Annotated in this window: 15 protein-coding genes and 2 pseudogenes; 13 read left to right on the forward strand and 4 right to left on the reverse strand. The window is 46.1% G+C overall.

Features of this window, described 5'->3' with window-relative positions; all coding sequences use genetic code 11:
• Positions 1-58 precede the first annotated feature (58 nt).
• The gene (locus J9880_RS21210; RefSeq protein WP_232769894.1) at positions 59-925 is read right to left on the reverse strand and encodes a helix-turn-helix domain-containing protein; all 867 of its coding nucleotides are present in this window, start codon (positions 923-925) and stop codon (positions 59-61) included.
• A gap of 116 nt (positions 926-1,041) precedes the next feature.
• Here J9880_RS21210 and J9880_RS21215 point away from each other — a divergent pair, with 116 nt between their 5' ends.
• From J9880_RS21215 to J9880_RS21275, 13 genes and pseudogenes are all read left to right on the forward strand, one after another.
• A complete protein-coding gene (locus J9880_RS21215) occupies positions 1,042-1,458 on the forward strand; it encodes a hypothetical protein (RefSeq protein WP_232769895.1) in 417 nt (138 codons plus the stop codon).
• Between the two features lie 31 nt (positions 1,459-1,489).
• A complete protein-coding gene (locus J9880_RS21220; protein ID WP_133822586.1) occupies positions 1,490-1,996 on the forward strand; it encodes a phage regulatory CII family protein in 507 nt (168 codons plus the stop codon).
• A 2-nt stretch (positions 1,997-1,998) separates the two neighbouring features.
• A complete protein-coding gene (locus J9880_RS21225; RefSeq protein ID WP_232769896.1) occupies positions 1,999-2,127 on the forward strand; it encodes a phage filamentation protein Fil family protein in 129 nt (42 codons plus the stop codon).
• Between the two features lie 45 nt (positions 2,128-2,172).
• Positions 2,173-2,475 carry a hypothetical protein gene (locus J9880_RS21230; protein WP_232769897.1) on the forward strand — a complete coding sequence of 101 codons (303 nt, stop codon included), beginning with the start codon at positions 2,173-2,175 and terminating at the stop codon, positions 2,473-2,475.
• 65 nt (positions 2,476-2,540) lie between these two features.
• Positions 2,541-2,819, forward strand: a complete 279-nt coding sequence (locus tag J9880_RS21235; RefSeq protein ID WP_232769898.1) for a DUF2732 family protein — start codon at positions 2,541-2,543, stop codon at positions 2,817-2,819.
• A 2-nt stretch (positions 2,820-2,821) separates the two neighbouring features.
• Positions 2,822-3,046 (forward strand): TraR/DksA C4-type zinc finger protein, encoded by a 225-nt coding sequence (locus J9880_RS21240; protein ID WP_232769899.1) that lies wholly within the window; start codon positions 2,822-2,824, stop codon positions 3,044-3,046.
• Between the two features lie 79 nt (positions 3,047-3,125).
• Positions 3,126-5,126, forward strand: a pseudogene (locus J9880_RS21245) (replication endonuclease); the annotation flags it as partial.
• 188 nt (positions 5,127-5,314) lie between these two features.
• Entirely contained in the window at positions 5,315-5,713 is a 399-nt protein-coding gene (locus J9880_RS21250) for a hypothetical protein (RefSeq protein WP_232769900.1), read from the forward strand.
• Positions 5,714-5,919: 206 nt separating this feature from the next.
• Positions 5,920-6,087: a hypothetical protein gene (locus J9880_RS21255; protein WP_165385156.1), complete on the forward strand. Its 168-nt coding sequence runs from the start codon at positions 5,920-5,922 to the stop codon at positions 6,085-6,087.
• Positions 6,088-6,518: 431 nt separating this feature from the next.
• Complete coding sequence (locus J9880_RS21260; RefSeq protein WP_232769901.1) at positions 6,519-7,124, forward strand: ATP-binding protein; 606 nt, start codon at positions 6,519-6,521, stop codon at positions 7,122-7,124.
• Between the two features lie 106 nt (positions 7,125-7,230).
• Positions 7,231-7,518 (forward strand): hypothetical protein, encoded by a 288-nt coding sequence (locus J9880_RS21265; RefSeq protein ID WP_232769902.1) that lies wholly within the window; start codon positions 7,231-7,233, stop codon positions 7,516-7,518.
• Positions 7,519-8,244, forward strand: a complete 726-nt coding sequence (locus J9880_RS21270) for a hypothetical protein (RefSeq protein ID WP_232769903.1) — start codon at positions 7,519-7,521, stop codon at positions 8,242-8,244.
• The gene (locus J9880_RS21275) at positions 8,237-10,138 is read left to right on the forward strand and encodes a S8 family peptidase (protein ID WP_232769904.1); all 1,902 of its coding nucleotides are present in this window, start codon (positions 8,237-8,239) and stop codon (positions 10,136-10,138) included. The genes J9880_RS21270 and J9880_RS21275 overlap by 8 nt, the downstream gene beginning before the upstream one ends.
• A gap of 36 nt (positions 10,139-10,174) precedes the next feature.
• Here the strand turns inward: J9880_RS21275 and J9880_RS21280 are convergent.
• The 3 genes and pseudogenes from J9880_RS21280 to J9880_RS25100 form a co-directional block, all read right to left on the reverse strand.
• A pseudogene (locus tag J9880_RS21280) lies at positions 10,175-11,186 on the reverse strand (phage portal protein).
• Positions 11,187-12,950, reverse strand: coding sequence for a terminase ATPase subunit family protein (locus tag J9880_RS21285; RefSeq protein ID WP_232769905.1), 1,764 nt, complete (start codon positions 12,948-12,950; stop codon positions 11,187-11,189).
• Positions 12,947-13,069, reverse strand: a complete 123-nt coding sequence (locus J9880_RS25100; RefSeq protein WP_269812094.1) for a hypothetical protein — start codon at positions 13,067-13,069, stop codon at positions 12,947-12,949. Before J9880_RS25100 ends, J9880_RS21285 begins: the two co-directional genes overlap by 4 nt.
• Positions 13,070-13,091: the final 22 nt, after the last annotated feature.

The raw sequence follows: 13,091 nt of genomic DNA on the forward strand, positions 1-13,091 counted from the left end.
GGGTGAGGTACTAACGGGGGCTGGTTAAGTCTTGAAATTTTGAATACTAAAAGTAGTATTATAGTACACTTTTTAAAATAACCACGACTAATCCTTTAGCTGTTACTTCATTTGTCGAGCATTCAAACTCACCATCTTGGCCAATAATGCGCACCTTATTACCTGGACGCTTTGAAACTAAGTATACATCTAAGGTGCCATCTATATCTAACAACCATGACCCATTTGATAGCTCATTAACACCCATTTCAATTAGCCAAGACGATTTACCCCTTCGCACAAAGTTCAAGCTTTCAAGATTGACACCATCTGGGATAAACGACTGATCAATATAGCAAAAACCATCATCATCAAGTTTTCCAGCCAGAAGTATTTTCTTACTGACAATCGGTATTCCTGAGGCGGCGGTTTCCTCTTGAGAGGCTGTGCTCATTTCGCCGGTAGCCAACCATTCAAGTGAAACACCGGTATCTAATGCGCAGGTAATCACTACGTCGCCAGGAAAATATTCTCTTCTTACCCACGTGCTGATCGTTCCTGAAGAAATATTTAAATGCTCGCCAAGTTCTTTTTGCGTTTTGAAACCATAAGCTTCAATGATTCGGCTTAAAACCGCCCGCCCCCCTGAGGAAAGCATTTTCTTCAGTAGTACATGCCCAGAACTTGAAGTGCCTTTTTTTGTGATTTTTAGGCTTTCTTTTTTTGCAAATGCAAACTCACCGGTAACTAACCATTTCAAGTCAGCCCCTGTGTCCAATGCGCATTTGATGATTGCATTACCAGGAACGCTCTTACGTTGAACCCAGGCACTTACATTATTTGAGGGAACATCCAGACAGCTGGCTAAAGCTCGTTGAGAAGTAACCCCATAAGATGAGGAAAGACGTTCAACGATATGCGCAGCACTGTCTTTAGTTTCAGGCATAGATCCACCACGGTGAGCACGAAAGTGATTTACATGAGCACATTTGTGATCTAAAGTGAAAACACACCACATGTTACACAGTAGAACTCAAACTGCTTAAAAGGAGATTTTGCTTTATGTCTGAACAGAATGCAATTCAAGTAGCCGTTGATAAGACAGCCGTTTCTAAGGAACTGTTAAACTCTGTAGTATCCCAGTTGCTACCGGCCTTGGAGACAGCCCTGTCTGCAACTATTGTGAACTCAATTAGTTTGCAACTGACCACTCTAGCTACCTCACCGACAATCTCTAAAAAAGATTTTGCTGCAATTAACGGCATCAGCTCCGCTGTTCTCGAAAAGTGGATCGCAAACGGTGTTGTGCTTCTTGCCCCAACTCCCTCAACTACAATCACCCAGCAACGCAAAAACCGAAAAACAGGTCAAATGCAAACTGTTGTTATGGAACGTCATGGCAATGCCCTGATCAATCTTGAAGCCTGGCGTGAGAAAAACCGCCAGCAAGCCATCAAGTGCCGTTACATAAATCGTTGAGTCAGATTATTCAAACTAGCAGGGACTAACAATGTTTGATTATCGCGTTTCCAAACACGCTCACTTTGACGATGCATGTAAGGCATTTGTGAATCGTCATAACCTTACCGAACTTGCCGCGCTGATGGGAACCAAACCCCAAATCCTGCGCAATAAGTTCAACCCTGAACAACCTCATAAACTCACTTGTGAGGAAGTTCTTTTAATCACTGATCTGACTGAGGACGCTAGCCTTCTCGATGGCATGCTTGCACAGATAAATTGCCTGCCGTCAGTACCGGTCAATGAAATTGCTACTTCTAATCTTTCAACCTACGCACTACAGGCCACTGCCGCCGTAGGTTCTATTGCAGCTGATGCAGTGAAAGGTGGTGCGGTCAGTTCTCAGCGTCGAATGTCCCTACTCGAAGGTGTAAATGCCGGTATTCGCCATCTGTCACTGATCGGCTTAGTTGTTCAAGGCCGAGTACAGGCATCTCCAGCCCTGGCATCTGCAGTTGGTGCCATTGCAAGCGTCACGACAAATGGGCTGATGTGACTATGGCTGTTTCTATTGCTCCATTTTTAAAACAGCAAAGTCCCTCTCGCCACTTCGGCAATGGCTGCATCGAGTTGCCAGGCGGAAAGCGTTGGAACCCTTCATCACAAGCCACTGCCCGCAGGCAGTGAGAAATTCAAAACCGCTTTTAAAGCGTCTGTTTAGTTGAGGTGATTATGTCTTTAGTTAATGAAGAACATATTCAAATAGGCAAAAAACATCTTTCCCGAATTAAAGAGATGTTTGATTTCAGAAAGAATGTAGCACAGGAAACATTTGATACTCAGCCTCTGCATATGCGTAGAACAATCTGTTTTCATGCTGGCTTATCTCGCCGCCATCTTGAGATGAAGTTTGCTGAATTAACGCCGACGGAAAGGCATCAAGTAGTTGCGGCGCTAAATTCTTTGCTTGGTTTAACTGAATCAATGCCGAAATTTATCAGTGAAGATGACTGCACGATAAATATTAAACACTAACCCGAATCCAAATTAACTGGCGTCAACCCGCCGGGCATTCTTTTGCCAAAAACAGGAGTTCTTATATGAAAAATATGATTAATAACACCCGTCAGAATATTGTTAGTTTGCAAGTTATGGGCATTGATTTAGCTTCACCAGAACGCGATTACACCTCTGTTCCTGATTTATCGGTGATGCTGGACACTGCTCGTAATGAAGAACGCGCCAATCGAGCGGTGGTATTTGCTGGCCGCCTGGAAGCGATTGCCAGTTTTATCCTCAAACGTGAAATGACAGGGATTGAAGCTGCAGAAGCACTACGCATTGAAGCTAACCGAATCCAAAGTGAAGCGGAGGCGTAACTATGGCTGATGTGATCGACACCGCCCAGGAACGCGCTGATCTCATTCTTTCCGCCCAAATCCAAGCCGCCCGCGCAACTGTTGCGGGTATTTCCGTAATGTTCTGCATCGAATGTGACCGCCCAATACCGGAGGAACGCCGAGCAGCTCTGCCAGGGGTTGAGCTTTGTGTCTATTGCAAGGAACTTGCTGAGTTGAACGCCAGACATTACAGAGGCAACAAGTGATCGTTTTCTCAGTGGCGTTACTCATCCTGGGCGGTATCAATGCTGGCTATCTGGTCATTGATCTTAAAGACGGCATGTAATGCAGACCAGCCGTTTTACTCCGCAGATTAAAACGCCCGAAGTTTGGGCGTTTCCCTGGAACAAACCACGCCAGGCCGTTTCTGGCCTGGAAAGACCGCTTACCCGTGACGAATACGATCAGGGCAAGCTGTTTTAATCAGAGTAAAACCTATCTACCGACCTGCGGGAAATATTCACAGGTCGTCATGCGTATCTGTTGAAAACGCAGGGCATTCACGCCGCCAATAAATACCTGGTTTATACCCTTGGTCGCAGCATCCTTCCCCGCGTCGAAGCGGTCAATGCCGCTCATGCGATGAATGTTAAAGCTTCCATGAAATTCATGTCAGAGGCCGACACCTATCACGGCCTGCCGAGCATGAGCGATAAACCGCTGCGCCGGTTCGCTCAGGACATCGCCGGACAACTTAAAGAAATCTATGAAGACCGTTGTGATCAGCTGCTTGCTCAATACAACGGGGATAATTCGATTCTTTTTGAGGGTGATACCCAGTGCGAGCTGTACAGCGAAATCGCAGGTATGGCACAGGCTTTCAATGTCACGCCGATGTACTGGACAAGGTATTGCAAAGGCAAGCTGGATGCCGTTTCCGCTATCGCTGCCATGTCGCGTCTGGTTAATCCGGACTGGTGGTTACGCCAGCTAAAAGGTCAGCGCACCCGCTGGCGTGAATCTTTACTGATCGCCATCGGCAAAGTGAACCGCGACGCTTCCCCATATGCTAGTAAGCAGGCTATCCGTGAAGTGCGTGCGCGCCGTCTGTCGAATCTCGACTACCTGAAAAGCTGCGAACTGGAAAACATCGAAACCGGGGAACGTTTCAGTCTGATAGACAAAGTGATGGCGAGTATTTCAAACCCTGAGATCCGCCGCATGGAGTTAATGAGCACGATCGCCGGCACAGAAAAGTATGCCGCCGCAAATGGCGACGTCGGGATGTTTCTGACCATCACCACGCCTTCCAAATTTCACCCGACCCGCATGGTTGGCAAGGGCGATAAAAAGCGCGTTCAGCGCAATCACGCCTGGGACAAAGAGGCCTATACCCCGAAAGATGCGCAGCGTTATCTGTGCGGAATTTGGAGCAAAATGCGCACCGCGTTCAAAGACAGTGGCCTGTCCGTTTACGGGATGCGGGTGGTGGAACCTCACCACGACGCGACGCCGCACTGGCACATGATGCTATTCACCAAGCCCGCCATGCGTCACCGGGTGATCGATATCATGCGCAAATACGCCATGAAGGAAGACGGTGACGAACGCGGTGCAGCTAAAAACCGCTTTGACTGTAAGCACCTGAATCGCGGCGGCGCGGCGGGCTATATCGCCAAATACATCGCAAAGAACATCGACGGTTACGCACTGGAAGGCGAGCGTGACCACGAAACCGGCGAGTTGCTGACAGACTCCGCTGCCGCTGTTACCGCTTGGGCTGCTACCTGGCGTATCCCGCAGTTTCATCCTATCGGCCTGCCTACGATGGGTTCATACCGTGAGTGCCGCCGCATCCGTTCCATCAGTCTGACTGAAACCTTTGACGAAGAAGTGGAAGCTGTCCGCGCTGCTGCTGATGCCGGTGATTTTATGGCGTACATGTCAGCCCAGGGCGGCGCTAATGTGCCTCGCGACGATCAGACTGTGCGTGTCGCCCGCCGCGTGGCTGATGAGCTGAACGCATACGATGAGGAAGTCAAAAAGGTTGTGGGCATTTTTGCGCCTCACCTCGGCGACTCCCACGTTTATGAAACCCGCACAACACAATGGCGGATCGTTTCTTCCGCCGTTGACGTTGAGGTTTTGACCTCAAAAAGCGCCCACGGCGCGCCTCGGAGTCCTGTCAATAACTGTGGGTTAGATGAAAAGGAACAGGCCGAAAATGGGCACGATAACCAAGCTGAAAGCGATGCTGCAGGCTCCACTTCATACACTTTACGAACTATTGACTGGACGGACACTGCCGCCGTGAGGGCGATTGTGGCGCAATTCAAAGGGAAGAGAGTTGTTAGACCATCTCTTCATCCAAAGAAAACATGCGAAGAAGGCTTATCGCAAAACATAGCGGAAAAAACCTACGATCATACAGTTGAAATGGAACATCATTCGAGGGAGCATTACCCAAATCAGCAGCAGGCAACGACGTACGACTTTGGGAAGCCATCGGCTGAAGTTGAGAACAAGGAAAATGTATGCACGAAGACGATGAATGGTATAAGGCAGAAGACATAGCGCGATTTGTAGCTAACAAAATAAAACTGTGTAAGAAATGTCGTACAGAGCTGAATTATAAAGAGATATTTTATAATATTGATAAAATTTGCAATCAATGCAAGGGATTGCCGGCTTTTGAAGAAGCAGAACAGCCTCAAACGTCTCCAACTCCTGAAGCTACTCAAACTCCTCAGTCAACACCTGCAATTGACCAGATTGATAATAGCCTTAGCCATTTGCCACCCTTCCAGCGACAACTGTACTCAAAATACCCTCAAATGCAGCAATGGATTGAAAAGTCCGAACAAGAACTGAAGGAGCAGCAAAACAATGGAGGTGTTAAACCTAATGGTGAGCCGCCAATGGAAGAGCAATAAAAAACCAATGCATAATTTTGACTCGTCCATGGCTGACTATTTGAGACAGCATTCGCTGCCATCGGCCTTACCAAACCATCCGCTATGGTTATTATTAAAACAATAACATACAGTTTTTATTGGAATTTGTTAAAGAATAGTAATATTATACTGTATAAATAACCAGTGCATTGGAGTGAGTAATGGAATCCTCTCATGAGCTAAAGATGGCTTTGATAAAAATCCGGCTTATGGCTGACATCGCACAGTCAGCCCAGTGCAGAAATGACGAGTACGCATTGGTGATGGAAATGATCTCTGATATGGCCGACAGCGTTCTGGATGAAGAAGACACGCAATCAGTGCCGTTCTCTGTTTACGACGATGAAGAATAGCCAGGAATGCGGGCGATCTCTCTTTGACAGCTCTGCATGCAGTGAGTGCATGATTTTGCATTGTGATCGCCCTGCTCTTTTCTTCCCGTGACACCAGTACTGGCGTGGATCACAGTGGATCACGCAACTGCATCAAAAGCACCCCATAAAGCGGGCAGGCGTGGCGGGGATAGCATTGCGCGCAAAGCAGATAAACTGACTCAGCTATTTCAGAAAATCAACCGCATGGGAGGATGTACTAGATGCTATTTTGAAGAACTAAGGCACCGAAAAAGAAGAAGGCTCGCAAACTACTTTATGAATTTGTACACTATCAAATATCCTTAGTTCATTAGCTAGGCTACTTTTGATAACTAGACTTATGAAATATTAATTGTTAAAAAACCGACAAATTTTTGTCAGTTAAATCACTGATTTTAATGGAGTTGTAAATGGCGCAAGCGGATCTTTTAGTGAAACTTCTTCGAAGTGCAACGAATAATGATCAGCTATCTTTTAGAAAAATAGCTGAAGAGCTAATTCAAGAAGAAAGATCGAAAGGGCATAGGATTCTTGCCGATCGCCTGACTAAATCAATACAGCCAGATGTATTTAGTCAGGCTCATAATCGCATTAAACCTACTGATAACAGTAAGGTTAAAGAGTTAATTTACGAAATTACTCCAGAAAGAAGATTGGAAAGTTTAGTACTCTCACAGTCTATCACGACTCAGCTCGAGGAGGTCATTGAAGAACAGCATCGCTCTGAGCTTCTCAAAGCACATAACATTTCCCCTCGCAACAAAATTATGTTAGCAGGAGCACCGGGTAATGGTAAGACGACACTTGCAGAGGCACTTGCATCCGAATTAATGTACCCCTTGTTGATTGTTCGTTATGAGACACTCGTGGGAAGCTATCTTGGTGAAACATCTAATCGATTAAAAACAATATTAGACTATGCTCGCACCCAGAGATGCGTACTTTTCTTTGACGAATTTGAAACCTTAGGAAAAGAAAGAGGCGACACTCATGAAACTGGTGAAATAAAAGAGTAGTTAGCTCTCTTTATTACAGCTAGACAATTTACCTGATTATGTTGTTGTTGTTGCCGCAAGTAATCACCCGGAATTGTTAGACCGAGCTGTATGGCGAAGATTTCAGGTGCGTATTGATATACCTATGCCTACGAGAGAACAGCTCAAGATTTTTATTTCTGATATTAGCATTAAATCTGGAATCAATTTTGGATATGCCCCCGAATCACTAGCAAAATTTTTACTGGGAAGTAATTTTTCCGACACTCAAGAATTTTGTCTTAGTATAATGCGCAGAGCTATTTTAGATCGTAGTACCAAAAATGCTAAATCAATTACGAAAACAAAAATGGAGCAATGGAAAAATCGTCTAGCTCCTCTGGTTGAAAAACAAACTTTAACAAGGATGAAATAAATGGCTGAGAATCTCCCATTACTTGTTTTTCCTCGAGCAACCTCTTTGAAACCACCCAAAGGTGTTGGTTTCGCATCGGGGGGGCCGATTACTCCAAATCACAACATACAAGAATTACGATTAGAAAAACAATTTGCTAATTTGGCTAGTGAATTTTCTAATTACAAAGCATCCATTTCTAAAAATGTGGATGGGCTCGAGCCAGAGGCCGTGCTCGTAATCGAAATAGCAGGCAGATTAGATGATTTTAAGCAAGCAGTAGAGGCGGCTGGTCTAGAATGGCTCGGGGAATGGGATATTGATGGAATTGAGCCAGATGATAATTTTTATCAAGTTGATAAGAATGGCATTCGAACTGAAAAAAAATTAGGTGGCCGTATATTTTTATCTCTTGCCAGTGACAAAGCTTTTGCAAAAATATTGTCATTATGGAGTATCTGGAAAAAAGAAGGCGTATTTCCGACAGGATTTACCAAATGGAGAGATATTTTCGGTCATATAATTGAAATAAGAGAATGGGGTATTATAGAAACTTTAAAAGATACTGGTATGCTTGACTTATGGGAAGACCTTCTTGATCCTATAAATCCTGATGAAAAAGTAGCATTCCAGATTGAACTTTTTTATAGAAAAAATAAAACCACTAGATTAAAAACGAAAAATCGTCAGGGACTTATTAGAGCTAAACTCTGGCTCTCTTATCAGTCCTTTTATCGACATGGCTGAAATTAACTTCCATGCAGTGAAAGCAGAATTACCAGCAAAAGAAATTAAAGAATTACTCAAGCAGCTTGAAACTGATACAAAAAAAACTGATATACAACTTTTCAATTTTTCAGGCGTGATGTACTTCAGACCAACGGGTCAATCTCTTACAATAGTACCGGAAGAGAGTAATGCAACTGATATAAATTTAATTGATGAAGAAAATGATTTATTAGATATTGAACCAATAGTTGCCTTACTAGATGGGGTACCGCAATTAAATCATACTCGTTTAAAAAACAGAATAAGAATTGACGATCCTAATAACATCAGCGAGCATTATTTAGTTGGTCAACGACTACATGGAACGTCAATGGCCTCACTTATTATACACGGTGAACTTGACAGCCCAGCAAGCTCTCCTTTGAAAAGCCCTCTTTATGTTGCGCCAATTCTCCAACCGGATCAAACTAGTCAGATTGTAGTTGAACACGTACCCAAAAATGAATTTCTTGAAGATAGAATTGAAATTGCAGTGAGGCGTATATTTGAAGGGCAGGGAACTGTTGAAGCACAAGCACCCCATGTGAAAATTATTAATCTTTCAATTGGAGATTCATCTAGACCATTTATTAACACGTTGAGCCCATTAGCAAGACTTATAGATTACTTGTCTTGGAAATACCGTGTTATCTTCGTAATCAGTGCAGGAAACTTCACAGAAAGCATTGATCTTGAACTACGCGAAGATGATTACAAGAAACTTACTAATGATGGAAAAGTAGAATTAACATTAAAACAAATAGAGAGGAATCTATTTTACCGTCGGATACTCTCCCCTGCAGAATCAATGAACTCAATTACCGTAGGCGCATTGCACAGCGACCAAACACCAACACAACAACTAGTTAGCAATCATACTGATATTTTACCTTCTAGCATGGGTTTAGTTAGTCCGATATCTCGACTAGGATATGGCTTTAGAAAATCAGTCAAACCAGAAATATTTTTTTCTGGCGGTAAACAGTTATATAATATCCCTCCATCTGGGACTATTTATAAAATCAATAATATTAATAACATGACAGGGCAAAAAGTTGCCTGGGACAGTATCACTCAAGGTGATTTAGCCAAGTGCGCTTATACCAAAGGCACAAGCAATGCTACTGCCCTCGCCACACGTGGAGGTGCCATAATATATGACTCCCTATCTGATCTGCAAAAAAGCCTAAACCAAAAAATTCCTGAAAACCTCATTTCCGTATTGATAAAAACCTTATTAGTCCATGGAGCAAGGCAAGGTGATGAAGTAAAAAAAACACTAATAAATACCTATAAAACAAACTCAAACTCAAGAAAAATAAAAGAAGTAATTACTCGTTACACTGGTTACGGCTCTGCCGATATTGAGAAAGTGGTTACTTGTACAGAGCAACGTGCAACGGTATTGGGATTTGGGGAGATAAAACAAAATGAGATACATGAATACTCATTTCCTTTACCACCAGGACTATCTCAAAGCTCTGAGTGGCGCAGACTTGTCATTTCTCTTGCTTGGTTGACGCCAATAAATTCTAATCATAGAAACTTGAGAGAAGCGAAATTAGAACTTAGTCCTGCAGGTACATGGAACGCCATTCCCTTAAAACTCAAGCGTACGGATACTGACCATAACCAAGTGCATCGTGGAACCGTGCAACATGAGATATTTGAAGGAACTAAAGAGATCTCTGCTTTTCAAGATGGTGAGAACATTAAACTACGTGTAATCTGCAAGGCTGATGCTATTACCAAACTTGATGAAGAAATACCTTATGGCCTCGCGGTAACATTAGAAGTTGAGGAAGGTGTAAATATTAATATTTACCAACAAATTAGAACTGGCATCCGAAATCAGAGTCAGGTAAAAGTATAATTTTAGAGGCTAGTTTAAATTACTAGCCTCCTTAACTTACAAAGTGTATTGCCTGAATATAACGATATTTTGTTTTATTCGCTGGTTTATTTCCCTCATCCTCTCCTGCAGCGGCGTCAGCTCATTCCTAACGAACACCTGCGCCGCTTTCTCCACATCACCAAACCCTCCCGCATTGTCAGGAATAATCCCCATCATCTGCGGCGGAACGCGGTGCGCGCTCAGCAGGTCATCACGGCTGGATTTCTTAATGTTGAAGAAATCATCCTTGGTGGCGACTTCACTCAGCGGCAAAATCTGAATGCCGTCCTTTTTGCCGTTCGGCGCGTACATGAACAGATTGCGGAAGTTACCCAGGCCTTTTGTCCCGCATCGCCTTACGCATTGAATCAATATCACTGCTGCTTTGCGCAGCATCGGTCATATACAGAATGTAGCCTGCATGCGCGCCGTTTTGGTAATACTTGCGGCGGAACAACGTCGCGGCTTCATTCAACCAGGCGGAGTTAAGAGCGCTCAGGTATTCCGGCAGACCGTAAATTTCCTGGTTAATGTCCGGTTCAATCAGATGAAAGATGCTACCTGCTGCAAACTGATGCGGTTCTTTCCAGCCTTGTACAAACCAGTACGTCCCCTCTTCCACTCCGCGACGCACATATTTAGCCGGCACGGCTTCAAATCGCAGCGGTTCGCCAAGCTGGTTGCGGATCAGTTCCAGATACGCATTTCCGAACACCAGATAGTCCAGCGCGAATTTGCTGAACTCCTGCTGGCTCAGCAACGGATGCGGGATAAACGTCGAGGCGAGAATATTCCGCTTCACGTAAATCGGTGAGCTGTGATGTACGGCAGCACGAAGACTGCGGGCAAGACCGTCGAAACTGACCGGAGGCTCATACCAGCGGCCGTTGCCGGTGCATTCGATGTAATCCAGAATCTCGCGGCGGTCTAAAACCGGCGTCGGATCACCGAAGCTGAATACCTCCGCGCCCTGCTGGCTTTCAGTTGTGGTGGTCTGTGTGGTTTTACGGTATTTGCGCTTGCTCATTTAATAGAACTCCAGAATGTTCGGGCTTTGTCCGCCATTGGCGGCGGTCAGCGGTTCGTTTAACAGGGCGTGCATGATTGCCCACGCAACGTCGGCGTGGCTGGCCTCTTCACTGCGGCTGGCTTCGTAGGTTGAACGGTTGCCGCTGGCGGTCATCGTTTTGCGGATCGCCATAAACGACGCGGTGATGTCGGTATGGCCGGTGTCATATTCAAGGCGGCCGGAGCTGATGGTGTCTTTTGCTTTGAGTACCAGTGCGGTTTTCACCTCGGGGCTGTAACGGATCTCACGCGCCGCCGGAAAGAACTGCTGAACAAGCTGGAAAACACCCTGCCCGATGCCAGTCGCATCGATGCCGATGTACTCCACTGCATAACGATTCGTGAGATCCTCAATGCTTCTGGCCTGCGCAGCAAAGTCCATACCCTTCCATTGATGACGCTCAAGCACGCGGAATTTGCCGCCTGAAACCACTGGCGGAGCAATTACCGCACAGCCCGCGCTGTCGCCGGTATGTGACGGGTCGTAACCGATCCAGACGGGACGATAGGCAAATGGCCGTTTCAGGTACGGGTCGAAGTCTTCCCACTCGTCCAGGCTGTCCACCATGCATCCCTGTAACTCGGCGAACGGGAACACCGACGCCTGATCGTCCACGAACTCACACATCAGCAAGTTTTCATATTCGGCGGGGCTGTATTCCAGTTTCAGTTGCTCCAGGTCGAACAGGTTACAGCCACCAGACAGCGCATCTTCCACCGTCACAATCTGCCGCCACTGGCCGTCGTCGCATAGCACGCCTTTCGACAGGTGGGCGTGCGTCAGATCCAGGTCAATCCTGTCGGCCTTGTTACGACGTCCTTTGTTGAACAGTTCACCCGACCAGAACGGATAGGCACTGTGTGCCAGGCTGGACGGCGTGGAGAAGTAGGTGCTTCGCCATTTCTTATGCAGTGACATACCGGAGGCCACTTTGCGCAGCTCCTGAAATTTGGGGATCCAGAAGTATTCGTCCAGGTACAGGTTGCCGGTGTAGCTCTGCGCGGTGCGGACATTGGTACCGAGGAAAATCAGCCGTGCACCGTTCGGCAATACTATCGGGTCGCCTTTTAAATCGACGTCAACCTGTCTCGCAAAGTCGATGATGTAGTTCTTAAAGACGTGCGCCTGCGCCTTACTGGCCGACAGGAAAATCTGATTACGGCCGGTGGTCAGCGCATCAATCAGGGCTTCCCGGGCAAAGTAGAAGGTTGCGCCAATCTGGCGGGACTTGAGGATGTTGCGAATACGGTGCTGTAATCCGGCCTGATGCCATCCGCGCTGATACTCAAACGACGTTTCAATGAAGATGTCGCCGAGTTTCTCAATGGCCTCATCACTGAACACATTCTTATCGGGTGCCTTTCGTTCGCCCTTATTACGGTTGGCAACGTTCGGATTTAAATCAGCCTCGCTGCCGGTATGGTTGTAGCGGTTTACCCGTGCCAGGCGTTCAATCTGTCGGCCTAACAGGTCTATCTCTTTGTAGTCCTTCCCCTCCTTTACATCTTTCATGACGAGCTGGATCAGCCGTGCTTCCATGCTGGTTTCCACGCGAGAAATGGGCGCAATGGCCTCCCACTGATCGCGAGTTTTCCAGCTCTGCACCGTCGGCGTTTTTTGACTCAGCATCTCCCCGATTTGCCGCACAGAAAAACCCTGCCAGTAAAGCAGTGCCGCCTGTCGGCGCGGGTCGCTGATGATAGTGGAGTTTGAAATATTCATGCCGCCACGTTACCGGCCAGACAGCCGTTTTTCGCGCTGCCCACGTTGTGCCATCGGGCAACAACCCGCATCGGCTGGCGGCTTGCGGTGACTGTCTGGAAACTATCTCCCGTTCTCAACACTCATTACCGGAGTCAGTCA

Source organism: Rahnella victoriana, from assembly GCF_021276285.1.
Classification (GTDB): Bacteria; Pseudomonadota; Gammaproteobacteria; order Enterobacterales; family Enterobacteriaceae; genus Rahnella; species Rahnella victoriana.